Annotated in this window: 11 protein-coding genes and 2 pseudogenes; 10 read left to right on the plus strand and 3 right to left on the minus strand. The window is 70.2% G+C overall.

Features of this window, described 5'->3' with window-relative positions:
* Window positions 1-1447 (plus strand): annotated as a pseudogene (locus tag JF597_RS07240) (Secreted glycosyl hydrolase); the annotation flags it as partial.
* Between the two features lie 179 nt (window positions 1448-1626).
* Here the strand turns inward: JF597_RS07240 and JF597_RS07245 are convergent.
* Window positions 1627-2829, minus strand: coding sequence for an IS110 family transposase (locus JF597_RS07245; RefSeq protein ID WP_293990781.1), 1203 nt, complete (start codon window positions 2827-2829; stop codon window positions 1627-1629).
* 210 nt (window positions 2830-3039) lie between these two features.
* Between JF597_RS07245 and JF597_RS07250 the strand changes: the two genes are divergently transcribed.
* From JF597_RS07250 to JF597_RS07260, 3 genes are read left to right on the plus strand one after another with little or no spacing between them, the layout of a single operon-like run.
* Window positions 3040-3780 carry an SDR family oxidoreductase gene (locus tag JF597_RS07250; RefSeq protein ID WP_293990783.1) on the plus strand — a complete coding sequence of 247 codons (741 nt, stop codon included), beginning with the start codon at window positions 3040-3042 and terminating at the stop codon, window positions 3778-3780.
* Window positions 3781-3837: 57 nt separating this feature from the next.
* On the plus strand, window positions 3838-4737 hold the full coding sequence (locus tag JF597_RS07255; RefSeq protein WP_293990785.1) for an SDR family oxidoreductase: 900 nt from the start codon (window positions 3838-3840) through the stop codon (window positions 4735-4737).
* Between the two features lie 10 nt (window positions 4738-4747).
* On the plus strand, window positions 4748-5080 hold the full coding sequence (locus tag JF597_RS07260; protein ID WP_293990787.1) for a nuclear transport factor 2 family protein: 333 nt from the start codon (window positions 4748-4750) through the stop codon (window positions 5078-5080).
* A 100-nt stretch (window positions 5081-5180) separates the two neighbouring features.
* On the opposite strand, the gene JF597_RS07265 is transcribed toward JF597_RS07260, so the two are convergent.
* Window positions 5181-6905 (minus strand): ricin-type beta-trefoil lectin domain protein, encoded by a 1725-nt coding sequence (locus JF597_RS07265; protein WP_293990789.1) that lies wholly within the window; start codon window positions 6903-6905, stop codon window positions 5181-5183.
* Window positions 6906-7192: 287 nt separating this feature from the next.
* Complete coding sequence (locus tag JF597_RS07270) at window positions 7193-9799, minus strand: PA14 domain-containing protein (protein ID WP_293990791.1); 2607 nt, start codon at window positions 9797-9799, stop codon at window positions 7193-7195.
* A gap of 158 nt (window positions 9800-9957) precedes the next feature.
* Here JF597_RS07270 and JF597_RS07275 point away from each other — a divergent pair, with 158 nt between their 5' ends.
* The 6 genes and pseudogenes from JF597_RS07275 (at window position 9958) to JF597_RS07300 (ending at window position 19005) form a co-directional block, all read left to right on the plus strand.
* A complete protein-coding gene (locus tag JF597_RS07275; RefSeq protein ID WP_293990793.1) occupies window positions 9958-10971 on the plus strand; it encodes a LacI family DNA-binding transcriptional regulator in 1014 nt (337 codons plus the stop codon).
* Window positions 10972-11113: 142 nt separating this feature from the next.
* Window positions 11114-12211: an ABC transporter substrate-binding protein gene (locus JF597_RS07280; protein WP_293990795.1), complete on the plus strand. Its 1098-nt coding sequence runs from the start codon at window positions 11114-11116 to the stop codon at window positions 12209-12211.
* A 1-nt stretch (window position 12212) separates the two neighbouring features.
* Window positions 12213-13732: pseudogene (locus JF597_RS07285) on the plus strand (sugar ABC transporter ATP-binding protein).
* Window positions 13725-14687: an ABC transporter permease gene (locus tag JF597_RS07290; protein WP_293990797.1), complete on the plus strand. Its 963-nt coding sequence runs from the start codon at window positions 13725-13727 to the stop codon at window positions 14685-14687. The pseudogene JF597_RS07285 and the gene JF597_RS07290 overlap by 8 nt, the downstream one beginning before the upstream one ends.
* A complete protein-coding gene (locus JF597_RS07295) occupies window positions 14684-15715 on the plus strand; it encodes an ABC transporter permease (protein WP_293990799.1) in 1032 nt (343 codons plus the stop codon). The genes JF597_RS07290 and JF597_RS07295 overlap by 4 nt, the downstream gene beginning before the upstream one ends.
* A 53-nt stretch (window positions 15716-15768) precedes the next feature.
* Complete coding sequence (locus tag JF597_RS07300; protein ID WP_293991005.1) at window positions 15769-19005, plus strand: TIM-barrel domain-containing protein; 3237 nt, start codon at window positions 15769-15771, stop codon at window positions 19003-19005.
* Window positions 19006-19025: the final 20 nt, after the last annotated feature.

Raw genomic sequence — 19025 nt, forward strand, 5'->3', positions numbered from 1 at the left:
CAACGCCACCCTCGACGTCTACGTGGACGGCCAGTTCCTCAAGGCGATCGACCTCACCTCGAAGTACGCCTGGCTCTACGGCAGCGAGACCTCACCCGGCAACTCACCCGGCTCCGGCGCCCCGCGCCACATCTACGACGAGGCGAACCTGCTGCTCGGCAGGACCGTCCCGGCCGGCTCGAAGATCCGCCTCCAGAAGGACGCGGCCAACTCCGCCGCCTACTACGCCATCGACTTCGTCAACACCGAACAGGCCACGGCGGTCGCGAACCCGGACCCGGCCGCCTACACGGTCCCGGCCGGCTTCACCCAGCAGGACGTGCAGAACGCCCTCGACAAGGTCCGCATGGACACCACGGGCAAGCTGGTCGGCGTCTACCTGCCCGCCGGTGACTACGACACCTCCAGCAAGTTCCAGGTCTACGGCAAGGCGGTCAAGGTCGTCGGAGCGGGCCCCTGGTTCACCCGCTTCCACGCGCCCGCCTCGCAGGAGAACACCGACGTCGGCTTCCGTGCCGACTCCACGGCCAACGGCTCGACGTTCGCCGGCTTCGCCTACTTCGGCAACTACACGTCCCGGATCGACGGCCCGGGCAAGGTGTTCGACTTCTCCAACGTCTCGGGCATCACCATCGACGACATCTGGGCCGAGCACATGGTGTGCCTCTACTGGGGCGCGAACACCGACAGCATGACCATCTCCAACTCCCGTATTCGTGACACGTTCGCCGACGGCATCAACATGACGAACGGCTCCACGGACAACCACGTCGTCAACAACGACGCGCGTGCCACCGGCGACGACAGCTTCGCCCTCTTCTCGGCCATCGACGCCGGCGGCGCCGACGAGAAGAACAACCTCTACGAGAACCTGACCTCCACCCTCACCTGGCGGGCGGCCGGCATCGCCGTCTACGGCGGCTACGACAACACCTTCCGCAACATCCGCGTCGCCGACACCCTCGTCTACTCCGGCATCACGATCTCCTCGCTGGACTTCGGCTACCCGATGAACGGCTTCGGCACCGATCCCACGACGATCGAGAACGTCTCCCTGGACCGGACGGGCGGCCACTTCTGGGGCTCCCAGGTCTTCCCCGCCATCTGGGCGTTCTCCGCCTCGAAGGTCTTCCAGGGCATCCGGGTCAACGACGTCGACATCGACGACTCCACCTACGGAGGCGTCATGTTCCAGACCAACTACGTCGGCGGCCAGCCGCAGTTCCCGGTGAAGGACACCGTCTTCACCGACATCTCCATCACCGACTCCAAGAAGAGCGGAGACTCCTTCGACGCCAAGTCCGGCTTCGGCATCTGGGCCAACGAACTGCCCGAGCCCGGCCAGGGTCCCGCCGTCGGCGAGGCCACGTTCCGCAACCTGCGGATGAGCGGCAACGCCCAGGACATCAAGAACACGACCAGCACCTTCAAGATCAACGTCGAGTAGTTCCCGAAGGGCGGTGAGGGGAAGGGGCGTCCCGGCCGGGACGCCCCTTCTGTCGTGCGGTGGCGAACATCGCGACCCGCCCACAGCACCTTCAGATATGGACGGCACGTTCATTTCCTGGTTATATGGACGCGTCGTTCATTTGGATGGAACTGAACAGGAGAATCTCAATGACCGTGTCAAGCCGCTTGCGTGACCGGTGGAGCGGAGGTGAACAGCCTCTTGTCGCGCAGCATGGCCCACAGCACGTCGACCCGGCGGCGGGCGAGAGCCAGCAGCGCCTGGGTGTGGATCAGCCCCTCGGCACGTTTCTTGAGGTAGTAGTCCCGCGACGGGCCCGGCCGCATCATGGCGGACTGCGCGGACATGTAGAACAGCCAGCGCAGGCGCCGGTTGTAGCGTTTGGGCCGGTGGTAGTTGCCGGTGCGGCGGCCGGAATCGCGGGGCACGGGTGCCAGGCCGGCGTGCGAAGCCAGACGGCCGGCGTCGCGGTAGCCGGACAGATCACCGACGATGGCCACGAACTCGGCGCCCAGGATCGGGCCCATGCCGGGCATGGACTCGATGATCTCGGCACGCTCATCGAGGCGGAAGGTCTCGCGGATCTCCCGGTCGTTGTCCTTGACCCGCTCGTCCAGCGACAGGAGCTGGTGGGCGAGGTCGCAGACCAGCTTCGCCGCCCGCTTCTCACCGGGCAGGGCGGTGAGCTGGGACTGGGCGGCCTCGACGGCCCTGGCCGCGACGGCGTCGGCGCCGCGGACCTTGCGTCGTTCCAGCCAGGTGGTCAGCCGCTTGACGCCGATCCGGCGCAGTGCGGCCGGGGTCTGGTACTCAGTCAGCATGACCACCGGGCCCTTGGCGGCGGAGTAGTCGAAGGCTCGCTCCAGCGCGGGGCAGATACCGACCAGCAGGTCGCGCAGCCGGTTTACCAGCCGGACCCGGTCGGCGATCAGGTCACGCCGGTAGCCGGTCAGCAGCTGCAGCGTGGATACCAGCTCCGGCGGGGTCTCGATCGGGGTGAAGTCCCGGCGCATGCGGGCCTGGTCGGCGATGACCAGGGCGTCCTTGGCGTCGGTCTTGCCCTCGCCGCGGTAGGCGCCGGTCATCCGGTTGACGGTACGGCCGGGAACGTAGACGACCTGCTGGTCATGAGCGATGAGCAGGGCCAGCAGCAGGGCGGAGGCACGGCCGGAGATGTCCACGGCCCACCGCACCTCGTCGGCCTTCTCCCGCGCGGCCTCGATCAGCGTCAGGATCTGCGATTCGTCGTTGAGCACCTTCGTCGAGAACAGCGTCTCGCCGCCAGTGTCCACCGCCACCGCCCAGTGGTGGCCCTTGCCGGCGTCGATACCGACCCATATCCGCGCGTGCCGGGTAGTCAACCGCTTCGCTCCGTTCCTCCGTGACCAGCACTTCCACGGCCCGGGGAACACTCCGCCGACAGGTCCTTAACCAGCGATGCCCGCAGTTCTCAATCAGCAGTCGGAGCGTCCCGGAGGACCGGGCGGCCATTCTCCTGGAGCCATCAACGGCAAACACCCCATCAGCCACACCCGGTCCTCCCGGACCGCCTCACATTCTTAAGGACCCCCATGAGCACCCCCAGCACCGTCCGTGCCGCACTGGTCACCGGAGGCTCGGGCGGCATCGGCCGCGTCGCGGCCGAACGGCTCGCCGCGGACGGTTTCGCGGTCGCCGTGCAGTACGCGGGAAACAAGGCCAGGGCCGAGGACACCGTGGCCGCGATCACCGCCGCCGGCGGCAGGGCCCTGGCAGTGGGCGGCGACGTCGCCGACGAGCGTGCGATGAGCGCGGCCTTCGACGCCGTCGAGTCGGCCTTCGGCGGCATCGACGTGGTCGTGAACACCGCCGGCATCATGATCCTGTCCCCCGTCGCGGAGCTCGACCTCGACGACCTGGACCGGATGCACCGCACGAACATCCGCGGCACCTTCGTCGTCTCCCAGCAGGCGGCACGCAGGGTCCGGCCGGGTGGCGCGATCGTCAACGTCTCGACCTCGGTGGTCCGCACCCAGCTGCCGGGCTACGGCGCCTACGTCGCCAGCAAGGCCGCGGTCGAGGGCCTGACCCTCATCCTGGCCCGTGAGCTGCGCGGCCGGGACATCACCGTCAACGCCGTCGCGCCCGGCCCCACCGCCACACCGCTGTTCCTGGACGGCAAGGACGACGCCACCATCGCGAACTTCGCCAAGGCGACCCCGCTGGAGCGGCTCGGCGGGCCCGAGGACATCGCCGAGGTCGTCTCGTTCCTGGCCGGTCCCGGGCGCTGGGTCAACGGACAGGTCCTCTACGCCAACGGAGGACTCGCCTGACCCCGCCGCACAGGCCAACCCGCCCCAGCAACGTCATCGCGGAAAGGAACCCCGTCCATGTCCACCACCGGCAACGTCGTCGTCATCACCGGCGCCTCCAGCGGATTCGGAGCACTCACCGCCCGTGCGCTCGCGGACGCCGGCCACACCGTCCACGCAGGCATGCGCCAGACCACCGGCCGCAACGCGCCCCAGGTCCGGGCCGCCGCTCGCTACGCCGACGAGCACCACGTCGACCTGCGCTCCATCGAGCCCGACGTCAACGAGCAGCTCTCGGTCGACACCGCCGTCGCGGCGATCGAAGCCGAGCACGGCCGCATCGACGTGCTGATCCACAACGCGGGGCACATGGTGACCGGGCCGGCCGAAGCCTTCACCCCCGAGCAGCTCGCCGAGCTCTACGACGTGAACGTCCTGTCCACCCAGCGCGTCAACCGCGCCGTGCTGCCGGGCATGCGCCGACGTCGGCGAGGTCTGGTGCTCTGGGTGTCCAGCAGCAGCGTCAGAGGCGGTACCCCGCCCTACCTCGCCCCCTACTTCGCGGCCAAGGCCGCCATGGACTCCCTCGCGGTGTCCTACGCCGGCGAACTCGCCCGCTGGGGCGTGGAGACCTCGATCGTCGTCCCCGGCTCGTTCACCAGCGGCACCAACCACTTCGCGCACGCCGGCCACCCCGACGACACGGCCGTCGAGGCCGAGTACGAGAGCCGGTACCCCGGCCTGATGGACCAGATGGCGACGAAGCTCGCCGCCCTCGCCCCCGAGGACGCGCCCGCGTCGCTCGTCTCCGACGAGATCGCCCGGATCGTCGCCCTGCCCGCCGGAAAGCGCCCCTACCGCGTGCACGTCGACCCCGCCGACGACGGATCCGAGGAGGTCTCCCGGACCGCCGACCGCATCCGCCGCGGCTTCCTCACCCGCATCGGCCTTGCCGACCTGCTCACCGTCCAGAGCTGAGACATCCACCATGAGCATCATCGAAGTCCCCGCAGCCATCCGGACCTTCGTCGAGGCGACCAACCGCAGCGACGCCGAGGCGTTCGCCGCCGCGTTCACCCATGACGCCGAGCTCGACGACTGGGGCCACGCGTACCACGGCCGCGACGGTGTGCGCGCCTGGGACCGGACCGACAACATCGGCGTGCAGGCGCATCTCACGCTGGACGCGATCGAACCCGGCGCGTCGTCCGACACCTATGTCGCGACCCTGACCGTGACCGGCAACGGCTACAACGGCACCGGCCCCATGACCTTCCGCCTGCGCGACGGGCTGATCGCGAGCCTGCGGATCGCTCCGTGACACCACGCGGGACCTGACACGGAAACCAGGCATCGCCGGCCCGGCGGCGGCGCGGACAGGTGCGGGATCCCCGCAGGCTGCGGGTATCCCGCACCTTCGGTCACGCCAGGGCGAAGTTCTGGGCGCCGGAGCCGTTGCAGTCCCAGATCTGCAGGCGGGTGCCGTTCGCGGTGGCGCCCGAGGGTGAGTCGATGCACCGGCCGCTGGTCGGGTTGTACATCGAACCGTCGGCGTTGACGACCCAGTTCTGGTACCCGCCGCCGTTGCACGTGGCGAGTTGCAGCTTCGTGCCGGCCGCGCTGACACCGCCCGCTATGTCCAGGCACCTGCCCAGCGTGCGGAGGGTCTGGCCGTTCCAGGTCCACTTCTGGTCGAGCGAGGTCGCCTGCTGGCAGTCCCACAACTGCACCGCGGTGCCGTCGCCGCCGGTGTCGTCACCGGCCACGTCCACGCACTTGCCGCCCGGACCGTAGATCGGGGTGCCGATGGCGAAGTTCTGGGCGCCGGAGCCGTTGCAGTCCCAGATCTGCAGGCGGGTGCCGTTCGCGGTGGCGCCCGAGGGTGAGTCGATGCACCGGCCGCTGGCCGGGTTGCGCAGCGAACCGTCGGTCTGCCGCACCCACGACTGGTAGCCGCCGCCGTTGCACGTGGCGAGCTGCAGCTTGGTACCCGCGGCGCTGTTGCCGCCGGCGATGTCCAGGCACTTGCCGAGGGTCTGCAGGGTCTGGCCGCTCCAGGTCCAGTGCTGGTCCCTGGCCGCCGACTGGCAGTCCCACAGCTGGACCGCGGTGCCGTCGCCGCCGGTGTCGTCACCGGACACGTCCACGCATTTGCCGCCCGGACCGGTGATCGTCTGACCGGTCACCGAACCGCCGCCACCGCCGCCGGGAGCCTTGTTGTACACGGCCACCGAGTCGACGACCAGTTTGCCGCCGGAGACCGTGGCCGCATTCGGGCCCCCGCCGAACGCGTCCGGGAATCCGCCGCCGATCGCGAGGTCGTAGATGATGAAGAAGGGGTGGTCGATCGCGTCGGACCAGGTCGTCGCGTCCACCTGGCCGGCGTTGACCGTGAAGAAGTTGCTCCCGTCCAGGTAGAACCGGATCTGTTCCGGCGACACCGAGCGGTCGATCTCCACCGCGTAGTCGTGGAAGCCGGTCTGGCAGCCCGCACACGCGCGCTCACCCGAACCGATACCGGTCGACTCGTTGCACGGCCCGCCCGGGTTCACGCCGCAGTGGATGGTGCTGAAGTCGGAACCGCGGCCGTTGATGTCCTCCATGACGTCGATCTCGCCGGACTTCGGCCAGACCACACCGTCGCGCAGCGGCGCGCCGAGCATCCAGAACGCCGGCCAGTAGCCCGCGCCGTTGGCGGTGGTGACGTCGGGCTGCTGGAGGACGGACTCGATGCGGACGACTCCGCCGGCCGGTGCGCCGAAGGAAGCCGACTGGGTCTCCACGCGCCCCGAGGTCCATCCGCTGCGCGGGTCGGAACCGGAGTGCAGGGCCTGGAGCACCAGATGGCCCTGGCCGTCGTAGTAGACGTTCGAGGTGCTGCTGGTCATGGTCTCTATCTCACCGGTGCCGAAACTGCTGCCCGGCCCGGTGTCGTACTTCCACAGGCTCTGGTCGATGCCGGTACCGGACGCACCGTTGAAGTCGTCGCTCCAGGTGAGCGAGAAGCCCGCCGGCGTCGGGGGTACGGCCGCCTGGGCCGTGAGCGACGAGCCGGCGGTGGCCGCGAACGTCAGCGCGACGACGGGAATCAGACCGAGGGTTCGTCTCCATCCACGGCGAAGTGGTCTTGCGAGACTCCATCGCATGTACCTGACCTCCGGGTGAGGGAAATGACGGCGCGAGCCTCCTGGCACGATCCGGGACGTGCGGGGTCCAGGGCCCGCGAGTTGGGCATCGGGGCGCCTGGGAGTTTCAACGTTGGAAGGTACAGACCAATCCGCATGACAGCACGGACCGGGGACCATGTCCAGAGGGTGCGCAGGATCCGGGGCGGTCCGCCGTCGCGCGTACGGCGGCGGACCGCGCCCTTTTCACGGCCGGCGCAGGAGACTCGGCGATGCGCGGGGAGGCGTTCGCCGACTCCGGGCGGGCGTCAGGGAGCGCACCCGGCCGGGGTGGCCCGTGAGGCGTCCGAGATCAGCGCCCGCTGGGCCGTCCTGAGCCGCTGGACGTCGGGCTTGACGACCCTGCGGTCGTACGTCAGCAGGCCGTTGAGCTCACCCTCGACGTCCGAGATCTGGGTGTACACCGCGCCGTTGCCGCCCTGGCAGGCCAGCGCGTGGACCTCGGCGAGCTTGGCCAGGTAGTCGTCGGTGTAGGCCGCCGGGTCGACGTCGACGTACGACTGCTGCACGGACCAGGCGTGTCCCGGTACCGCGAGGCCGAGGCCGCCGTACTCGCCGCTGACCAGGGCACGCCGGCCGTCGGGGTGGGGCGGCAGGGCCGGACTGGGATAGCCGTGTTCGTCCATGATGTCGCCGGTGCCGCCGTCCTCGCCGAGGTTGAGCCCGGACATGGAGTCGACCAGCCGGGTCGGGTCCCAGGACTTGGCCTGGTCGGCGATGCGGGCCATGTCGTACTGGCCCCAGCCCTCGTTGAAGGTGACCCACATGACGACCGACGGGCTGCTGTAGTGCTCGTCGATCATCTGCTTCATCTCGCGCTCGTACTCGGCGCGCGCCGGCGCGGACGGGTTCACCCCGGCCGTCATCGCGGGCATGTCCTGCCACACCATCAGTCCGAGCCGGTCGGCCCAGTAGAACCAGCGGTCGGGCTCGACCTTGATGTGCTTGCGCACCGCGTTGAAGCCCATGCTCTTGTGCATCTTCAGGTCGTAGGCGAGCGCCTCGTCCGTCGGGGCGGTGTACAGGCCGTCAGGCCAGAAGCCCTGGTCGAGGGTGGCCATCATGAAGACGGGTTTGCCGTTGAGGAGGGTGCGCGGAACGCCGTTCACCTTCTCCACCCTGACCGACCGCATCCCGAAGTAGCTGCCTACGCGGTCGGACCCGACGCTCACCTTCAGGCCGTAGAGGTACGGGTCGTCGGGCGACCACAGCCGCGGGTTCCGGATGCGCAGGGTCAGCGGCCCGCCGCTGCGCCCGGTGGCGGTGGCCACCTTGCGCTTGCCCTCGTAGGCGGTCGCCGTGACCGGCAGGCCGTCGCGGACGCCCTGCGGCTCGACGGTGAGCGTGCCGGCGTCGACGTCGGGGGTGAGCTTGAGCCGGCCCACGTGGTCCGCGGCCACCGGCTCCATCCACACCGTCTGCCAGATCCCGGAGGTCGGCGTGTACCAGATGCCGCTCGGGTCCAGGCGCTGCTTGCCGACCGGCGGGTTCTCGCCACCGGCCGCGTCGGTGGGGTCGTAGACGCCGACGATGAGCTCCTGGGTGCGGCCGGGCTTCAGCGCGTCGGTGATGTCGGCGCTGAACTTGTCGTACCCGCCCTGGTGTTCGGCCACCTTGATGCCGTTGACGTACACCTCGGCCCGCCAGTCGACCGCGCCGAAGTTCAGCTGCAGCCGCTTGCCGGAGCCGATCCTCCAGCCGGCCGGGACGGTGAAGGTGCGCCGGTACCACATGCGGTCCTCGTGCCGTTCGAGCCCGGACAGCTGGGACTCGACGGGGTACGGGACGAGGATCTTCTCGCCGAGCTTCCTGCCCACCGGCGGCTGTTCTCCGGCCGTGGCGGTGGCGAACTGCCAGGTGCCGTTGAGGTTCTGCCAGTCACCGCGGGTGAGCTGGGGCCTCGGGTACTCGGGGTGGGCGTTGTCCGGACCGACCTTGTCGGCCCACTTGGTGCGCAACTCGTACGTCGACTTGTTGGCGCCGCTGCTCCAGAAGGGTCCGACAACGTTGCCATCCATGCCGGCCAGGCCGCCTCGACCGTCGTAGCGCACGTCGGCGAGACCCGACGCGGTACCGGTCTTGTTGCCGACGACGGGCTCCTTGAGTGCGATCAGCAGCTTCCGGGGGTCGGCGGAGTCCAGCCGGGCGTCCGCCAGGGGCCAGGTGGCGCCCCCGATCACGGCGTCGAGATGCTCGCCGAGACCGGCCGGCGGCGCGCTCAGCGGCCGCGCGAACTCCAGGGCGAGGGTACGGCCGCTCGCCTGGACGGCGGTGGAGACGGCGCCGTCGTAGTCGAAGCCGTCGGGCAGGCGGAACGCGGACTGCGGTACGGCCGTCTTGGTGCCGCCGGGCGGGGTCCAGCGCAGGTGGAGATTGGAACCGCCGTAGTGCTCGAAGTACTCGACCTTGATGTCGTAGGCCTTGTTCGCCGTCAACTCGACGGGCTGGCCCGCCTGTTCGACGTCCCAGTCGTCCACCCAGTGGTCGATGACCAGCCGGCCGTCCACCCACAGCCGGAAGCCGTTGTCGCCGATGATCGAGAAGGTGGTGGGACCGGTCTTCTCCGGGACGATCTTGCCGGTCCAGCGGACGCTGACGTCGTCCGACTGGCCGGTGGCGAAGTCCAGGCGCGGCTCCAGGGTGTCGAAGTCGAGGTTCGGGTCGAACCCGGTGGCTTTGAGCTCGTGGAAGTCGAAGGCGCCGGGGGCGGACTGGGTGTAATAGTCGCCCTTGAGGCCGTGGACCTCGACGGGATCGTCGGCCGCGGTGGCGGCGGGTGGAGCGGTGAGGCCGGCCAGGCCCAGTGCCGCGGCGAGCAGCAGGGCGAGGCGTTGCCCGAGGGTTCTGATGCGCACGAATCCTCCTTGGGTGAGGAAGGGTGGCGGCTCGTTGCTTCTGTCTGTACAACGTTGGAAGGAACGGCAGTTGGCATGAGAGCACGGCTCTCGGCCTGTGTCCAGGGACATGACAAATCCCCGGGGCGCGGGGCACTCATCGACGCTGAGGAGATCCCTTGCGGGTCAGCCTGAGGGACGTGGCGGAACGCGCGGGCGTTTCGATCAAGACCGTGTCCAACGTGGTGAACAACTATCCGCACGTCACCCCGGCCATGCGCGCCCGGGTGCAGGCGGCGATCGACGAGCTCGGCTACCGGCCCAACCTGACCGCGCGGCATCTGCGCAAGGGCCGCACGGGGATCATCGCCCTCGCCGTGCCCGAGCTCGGCAACCCGTACTTCGCCGAACTGGCCGGCGCGGTGATCGACGCGGCCGCGGAGCACGAGTTCACCGTCCTGCTCGACCACACGAGGGGCGAGCGCGAACAGGAGATCCTGGTCAGCCAGGGCTTCCGCGGCGGGGTGATCGACGGACTGATCCTCAGCCCGCTGACCCTGGAGGCCGCGGACCTGCGGGGCCGGCCGGGCGAGGTGCCGCTGGTGCTGCTCGGGGAGCGCGAGTACGGCCTGCCCTTCGACCACATCGCGATCGACAACGTGGCGGCGGCCCGGTGCGCGGTGCGTCACCTGCTGGGCCGCGGCCGGACCCGGATCGCCTACCTCGGTGTGCGCACCGACTCCGTGAACCAGCCCGCCCACCTGCGACTGGACGGATGGCGCGCGGAGCTGGCGGCGGCCGGGGTCCCCGCGCCGGACAGCCTGGTGGTGCCCGTCGGCGGCTGGGACCGGGACGACGGCGCGCGTGCCATGGCCGAGCTGCTGGACTCCGGTGTGCGCCCGGACGCCGTCTTCGCCTTCAACGACCTGATCGCGATCGGCGCGATGCGGGTCCTGCACGAACGGGGACTGCGGGTGCCCTGGGACGTGGCGGTGGTGGGTTTCGACGACATCGCGGAGGGGCGGTTCGGAGCCGTCACCCTGACGACGGTGTCCCCGGACAAGCAGGCCATCGCGAAGATGGCCGTGGCCTCGCTGCTGCGCAGCCTGTCGGGCCGCGCGGAGCCCGGCGGTCGCGAACTGACCGCGCAGTTCGCGCTGGTGGAGCGGGAGAGCACCTTGGGCCGACGGTGACGAGATTTCGGACGGAAGGCTTTACACGCCCCTTCCAACGATGTAAAAACCTCCCCTGAACGACGAGCACGCCGAGTTGACGCAAGAGCAAGCCTCCCCGAGAGCGCTCTCAGCTCCGGGGCCGTGCCGTTTGGGGACACTCATGAAGCCCACCGCACTTGCCCGTCGCACCTCCGCTCGAACACTTCTCGCCGCCGGCCTCGTGACGAGCCTCGCGCTCGCGACCGGATGCACCAGGTCCGAGGACGACGCGGACACGGAGCCCGCCGCCTCCCGGCAGGACGACGCCGGCCAGGTGGTCGCCTCACCCGGCACCGCCTCCGGCCCGACCTGCACCGTCGACGCCTACGGCGGCCGGAAACTCGACCTGCGGACCGCCACCGTCGGCTTCTCCCAGTCCGAGAAGGAAGCCAACCCCTTCCGGATCGCGGAGACCGCCTCCATCAAGGCCGAAGCCAGCGCACAGGGCGTCAGACTGCTCACCGCCAACGCCCAGTCGCAGTTCTCCAAGCAGATCAGCGACGTCCAGGACCTCATCGCCAAGGGCGCGAACCTGCTGGTCATCGCGCCGCTCAACTCCGACGGCTGGGAGCCGGTACTGCGCACCGCGGCCGCCAGGCACATCCCGATCGTGACCATCGACCGCAAGATCAACGCGACGGCCTGCAAGGACTACGTGAGCTTCATCGGCTCCGACTTCACCGAGCAGGGCAGACGGGCCGCGGACCGGATGATCGCGGCGACCGGCGGTAAGGGTGAGGTCGCCGTCCTCCTCGGCGCCGCCGGCAACAACGTGACCACCGAGCGCACCAAGGGCTTCGAGGACCGCATCAAGGAGAAGGCACCCGGCCTGAAGATCGTGTTCCGCCAGACCGGCGAATTCGCCCGCGAGAAGGGCCAGTCGGTCACCGAGAACCTCATCCAGTCCAAGCCCGGCATCACCGGGATCTACGCAGAGAACGACGAGATGGGCCTCGGCGCCGTCAACGCCCTGAAGGGCGCGGGCAAGAAGCCCGGCGACGTCAAGATCGTCACCATCGACGGGACCCGCAACGCCGTACAGAGCATCGTGGACGGCTGGATCTACGCGGTCATCGAGTCCAACCCGCTCTTCGGGCCGCTCGCCTTCCAGACCCTCGACACCTTCACCAGGGGCGGGAAGGTCGGGCAGGACATCGTTATCAAGGACGGCGCCTACGACGGGAGCAACGCCCGGTCGGACCTCGGCAAGGCCTACTGACGTGCTCTCGGCCACCCGGCTCTCCAAGACCTTCCCCGGCGTGCGCGCGCTGTCCGACGTGGACTTCACCGCGCGCGCCGGACAGGTGCACGCGCTCGTCGGCGAGAACGGCGCCGGCAAGTCGACGCTTATCAAGGTGCTCACCGGCGTGTACCGGCCCGACCACGGCGAGGTGACGTACGGCGGAGAACCGGTCCGCTTCACCACCCCCCGCTCCAGGCCCGGCAGGCGGGCATCTCCACCATCTACCAGGAGGTCAACCTCGTTCCGCTGATGAGCGTGGCCCGCAACCTGTTCCTCGGCCGCGAACCGCTCGGCCGGCTGGGCCTGATCGACTTCCGGCGCATGCACCGCGAGGCCGACGAGGCGCTGCGCGGACTCGGCATCCGGGTCGACGTCCACCGGCCGCTGCGCGAACTCGGCCTCGGCGCCCAGCAGATGGTCGCGCTCGCCCGCGCCGTCGCCGTCGACGCCCGCGTCGTCATCATGGACGAACCGACCTCCTCCCTCGAACCACGCGAGGTGCAGACCCTGTTCGAGGTGATCCGCATGCTGCGCGAGCGCGGTGTCGCCGTCGTCTACGTCAGCCACCGCATGGACGAGTTGTACGAACTCTGCGACACGATCACCGTCCTGCGCGACGGCCGCGTCGTGCACACCGGCCCGCTCGCCGGGCTCGACCGGCTGCGGCTGGTGGCCATGATGCTCGGCCGGGGGATCGGCGAGGTGCGCGCGGAAGGCCTGACCAAGTTCTCCGGATCGCACCGCACCGACGCCGAACCGGTCCTGAGCGCGGCCCATCTGACGGTGCGCCATCGACTGCGGGACGTGTCGCTGTCGGTCCGTCCCGGCGAGGTCGTCGGCCTCGGGGGACTGCTGGGTTCCGGCCGCAGCGAGACCGCGAGGGCCATCGCCGGGGCCCTGCCCACCGACACCGGCCGGGTCGTCGTCGCCGGCGTCCCGGTACGGCCCGGCTCGACCGCCGCGGCCATCCGCGCCGGCATCAGCCTGCTGCCGGAGGACCGCAAGAGCGAGGGCATCCTGCCGGGGCTGTCGGTCCGCGAGAACATCGCACTCGCCGCGCTGCCCGGCCTGTCCCGCTTCGGCCTCGTCGACGACGCCTGCGTCGACCGGATCGTGGAGACGTTCACGAAACGGCTCCGCATCAAGGCGGCGGGCCCGCACCAGAAGGTCGGCGAACTCTCCGGCGGCAACCAGCAGAAGGTCCTGCTGGCCCGCTGGCTCGCCCTGCACCCGAAGGTCCTGCTCCTGGACGAGCCGACCCGCGGCATCGACGTCGGCGCCAAGGCGGAGGTGCAGGCGCTCATCGACGAACTCGCCGGCGACGGCCTCGCCGTCCTGCTGATCTCCTCCGACACCGAGGAACTGATCGAGGGCAGCGACCGGGTGGTGGTCCTCAGGGACGGCGCCGTGGTCCGCGAGCTGACCGGTGACGCCGTCACCGAGGGCGAACTCATGCGCGCCATCGCCGCCGTACCCGCTGGTGGGAGCGATGACTGAACTCACCCTCGCACGCGGCACGCCCGACCGTGCCCGGCTGCTGCGTCTGCTGCAGGAGTACGGCGTGTACACCGGAGTGCTGGTGCTGCTGCTGTTCAACTTCGCCTTCACTCCCCACTTCGCCTCCGCGGAGAACTTCCGCACCCAGGCCGTTCAGGTGGCCCCGGTGCTGACCGTCGCGCTGGGCATGGCACTGGCGATCGGCACCGAAGGCGTCGACCTGTCGGTGGGTTCGGTGATGGCGCTGGCCACCTCCCTGCTTTCGCTCTACCTCGGCTACGGGCCCTGGATCGCCACGTTGACCGCGGTGATCGCGGGTGCCGTGGTCGGGGTCGTGAACGGTGCGCTGATCGCGTTCGTCGGCGTCCAGCCCATCGTCGCCACCCTCGCCCTGATGGTCGCCGGACGCGGCCTGGCCCTGGTCCTGCTGCCCCAGCTCAAGGACGTACGCGATCCGGGCCTCGCGGCACTCGGCTCCGGTGCCGTCCTCGGCGTGCCCTACCTGGTCCTCATCGCCGCGGCGCTCGCGGTGCTGGCGGCGTTCGTGATGCGCCGCACCACCTTCGGACGGCAGGTCCTGGCCATCGGCGACAGCCGCCCGGCGGCCCGGCTCGCCGGACTCCCCGAACGCCGGGTACTGGTCGTGGTCTACGTCTGCTCCGGCGCCCTCGCCGCGATCGCGGGCGTGCTGGCCACCGCCCGGCTCGCCGCGAGCGACCCCACCTCCCTCGGCACCCTGATGGAGCTGTCCGCCATCACCGCGGTGGTCGTCGGCGGCACCCCGCTCACCGGCGGCCGGGTGCGTATCGGCGGCACCGTCGCGGGTGCCGTGCTCATCCAGCTGCTCACCACCACCCTCATCAAGCACGATCTGCCGCCGTCGTGGACCCAGATCGCCCAGGCCGTGGTGATCGTCCTCGCCGTCTGCGCGGCCCGGGAACGAGGCAGGCGATGACCATGCAGACCGAAGAGGCCGGATCGCCGGCCGGCGTCGCGAGCCGCGAGAGCACCGGCGCCGGGCGCACGAACAGCTCCGAGCGGCTGAGCGGGCTCGCGCAGCAGCACGGCGCCCTGGTCACTCTCGTGATCGCCGCGGCCGCGGCATCGCTGGGCTTCGACACCTTCCTGACCGGCGACAACCTGGAGAACATGGCGCTGTCCTCGGCGTTCCTCGCCGTGGTCGCCCTCGGCATGACGTTCGTGATCGTCACCGGCGGCATCGACCTGTCGGTGGGCTCGTTGTTCGCCCTCGGCGGTGTCCTCGCCGCCTGGGGCTCGCGGTACGGCACGGCGGTGGCCCTGCTGCTGCCGCTCGCCGTCTGCGGACTGGTGGGCCTGGTCAACGGCGTGCTGATCGCACGGGTCCGGCTCGCGCCGTTCATCGTCACTCTGGCGGCGATGCTGGGCGCCCGGGGCATCCTGCTGGCCGTCACCGACGAGGGCTCGACGACGTATCTGGTCGACAAGGACTCCTGGTTCGCCGCCCTCGGACAGGCTTCCCCGGGCGGCATCGGAGTGCCCGTGTGGATCACCGTCGCGCTGTTCGTGCTCGGGGCCGTCGTGCTGCGCCGGACCAGATTCGGGCAGTACGTCTACGCGGTCGGCGGGAACGAGGACGCGGGAGCCCTGATGGGCGTGCCGGTGGCCCGTACGAAGATCTCCGTGTACACGCTCTCGGGCCTGTGCGCCGGGCTCGCCGGCGCGCTCAACGCGGCGTGGCTGCTGTCCGGCGTGACGATTCTCGGCAGCGGCATGGAGCTGGAGGCCATCTCGGCCGTGGTCATCGGCGGCACCCTGCTCAGCGGCGGTTCCGGTTTCGTCAGCGGCTCGCTCGCCGGGGTGCTGCTGCTGAAGGTCATCCAGAACGTGATCAACCAGATCGGCTCGCTCGACTCCGCCTACCAGCAGGTGGTCAGCGGGGCGTTCCTGGCCGTGGTGGTGGTGGCCCAGACATGGCTGGGCCGGAGACGGAGAGTGCTGTGAAACCTTCCTTGCCGAGAGACGGCCGCAGACTGGGCACCCTCGCCGTGGTGCACATGGCGGCTGCGGGGCTCTGCCTGGCCGTCCCGAGCCCGGCGGCAGCGGACACCGGGAGCCGGGCGGCCCGCCACGCGGCCGTGACCGTGCCGGACGCCCGCTTCGAAGTCCTGTCACCGACCCTGATCCGGACGGAATACGCGGGAGACGGCCACTTCGAGGACAGCCCCACCTTCAACGCCGTCGGCCGGAACTCCTTCACCCCGCCCTCCTACACCTCGTCCGTCAGCGACGGCGTCCTGACCATCACCACCAGCGCCATGACCCTGCGCTACCGCATCGGCTCCGGCCCCTTCGACGCCGACAACCTGACGACGTCCTTCAGGGCGGGGCCGACGCCGGTGCCGGCGGCACCCTGGCGCCACGACGTGTGCACCGTCGGTGCCCTGTGCGAGGCGGAGGACCAGCAGTACGACGGTCCCGGCCTGGCGACGGATCACGGAGGCTTCACCGGCAAGGGCTTCCTCGCCGGTTTCGAGGTGGACGGCAACTCCCTCGCCGCGGACGTGCGGACACCGTCCGCCGGCACCTACGACCTCGCCGTGCGCTACGCCAACGCGGTGGGCAGCGACGGCCACCACGAGGCACGCACCCTGAGCCTCAGCGTGGACGGCGGCAGCGACAGGACGTTCACGCTCCCGGCGACCCCGGACTGGAACACCTGGGGAGTGGCCCGCCTGCCGCTGACGCTCGGCGCCGGTCCCCACACCGTCGGACTCCATCGCGCCGCCGCCGACTCCGGAAGCGTCAACATCGACAGCCTCGCCCTCCTCGATTCCGGTGCCGCCTATCCCGGCCGGTCCGAAACCATGGTCAACGGGTGCCGTTTCGGGACCAGTTGCGAGGCCGAGGACACCGTCCTGTCGGGTTCCGCCATCATCGCCACGGACCACCGGGGCCATGCCGGCTACGGCTTCACCGCCGAACTCAACCAGGGGTCCGGTGTCTCGGACCGGATCACCGGCGTGCCCGCCGACGGTACCTACCTGCTGAACCTGCGGTACGCCAACGGCACCGGCGGCGACGGCCTGCACCAGCCCCGGACGATCGACGTCGGCACCGGCGACGGGACCTCCCACACCACCCTCACGCTCCCGGCCACCGACAACTGGGACAGCTGGCAGACGGCCTCCGTGCCCGTCGAACTGAAGGCGGGCACCGACCAGGTCACCCTGGCCTGCCCGGAGTCCACCAGCTGCCACGTCAACCTGGACACCCTGGCCCTGAGCCGGCCAGGAGAGCCGGCCCCCGCGCCCCACCTCGCCCTGGGTGGCTACCGCCGCAGCCTCGACGGACTCAACGGGGACAGCGACCCCACACCCTGGACCACGCCCGGTCTCCTGCACCGCGACGGCTGGTACCTCCTCGACGACACCCTCTCCGCTGTGTACGACACCAGCACCGGGAAGGCCACCCAACGCCCCGCCCACGGCGGCCGGCCCTACCAGGACGGCTACCTCTTCGCCTTCGGACACGACTACCGGCAGGGCCTGTCCGACCTCGCCACCCTGACCGGCCCGTCACAGCTGCTGCCCCGCTGGGCCTACGGCGTCTGGTACTCCGAATACCTCGACCGCACCGCGAGCGACTACGAGAACACCGTCGTGCCCGCGTTCCGCGCCGCGGACGTCCCCCTGGACGTGCTGGTGACGGACACCGACTTCAAGTCGCCCAACACCTGGAGCGGCTGGAACTTCGACCCGGCCAAGTTCCCCGATCCCAAGGCCTTCTTCGACTGGTCCGCCGGCCAAGGGCTGCACAACACCCTGAACGTGCACCCGAGCATCCTCGGCACCGACCCGCAGTTCGCGAAGGCCCAGAGCACGGCCAAGGGCAAGCTGCGCAAGGGCGGTTGTGCCGGCAGCGCGGGCTCCGACTGCTACACCTTCGACTTCGGCGACCCCGACCAGCTCAAGGCCTACCTCGACCTGCACCGGCCGATGGACCGGGCCGGCAACGACTTCTGGTGGCTCGACTGGTGCTGCGACGCCTCCCGCTCCTCCCGGTCCGGAGTCACCCCGGACGCATGGATCAACCAGAAGTACGCCGACCTCACCTCCTCGGAGACCGGCGACCGCGGCTTCGTCCTGTCCCGGGCCTACGGCTCCCTCCAGGCCGGCGGCTACAGCGGCGGCGTGGGCCTGCCCACCGGGCCCTGGGCCGACAAGCGCAGCACCCTCCACTTCACCGGTGACACCACCTCGAACTGGGGCACCCTGCGCGCCGAGGTCGGCTACACGCCGGGGGAGTCGGCCGCCACCGGCCTCGCCGCCGTCAGCCACGACATCGGCGGCCACAACGACGGGTACGGCATCCCCGGAGCCGAGACATACACCTCGGACGGCCAGACCCACCGCACCACCAAACTGCCCGACGACCTGTACGCACGGTGGGTGCAGTTCGGCACCTTCCAGCCCGTCGACCGGCTGCACAGCAACCACAGCGACCGCCTGCCCTGGCAGTACGGCCCCGCAGCACAGGGGGCCGCCGAGAAGTTCCTCCGGCTCCGCGAGGCGCTCGTGCCGTACACCTACACCCTGGCGCACGAGGCCGAGACCACCGGCACCCCGATCGTCCGCCCGCTGTACCTCCAGTACCCGGAGGAGGAGAACGCCTACACCGAGGCGGACAGCGAGTACCTCTACGGCCCCGACATGCTGGTCGCCCCCGTCACCACCCCCGGCACCGACACGACCACGCGGGTGTGGTTCCCGCCGGGCCGGTGGACGGACTACTTCACCGGCCGCACCTACACCGCACCCGCGGGCGGAGCCACGTACGACGTCACGACCACCCTGGACACCATGCCGGTCTTCGTCCGAGCGGGTGGCATCGTCACCACCCGGTCCGACAACGTGCCCGACGACAGCCGGAGCCCGCTCGACAAGATCAGCGTCACCGTGGCCCCGGGAGCGTCCGGCGCGTTCTCCCTCTACGAGGACGACGGCACGACCGCGCGGCCCGGCCGTACGGCGACCACCCGGATCCGCTACGCCGAGCACCAGGGCACCCGTCTGCTGAAGATCGCACCCGCCAGGGGAACCTTCCCCGGCCAGGCAGGCCGCCGCACCTGGACCGTGTCCTTCCTCGGCGTCGGCGCAGCACCGAACCGAGTGAGCGCGGACGGTGCCCGGCTGGCGCCCTCGGCCTGGCACTGGGACGCCGGCACCCACGTACTGCGGATCACCGTGCCCCCGCGGAGCATCCGCACCGCCACGGCCGTCTCGTACAGATAGCAGGGCAGGGCTCGGCAGAC

This window comes from Streptomyces sp. (genome assembly GCF_019510245.1).
GTDB lineage: Bacteria > Actinomycetota > Actinomycetes > Streptomycetales > Streptomycetaceae > Streptomyces.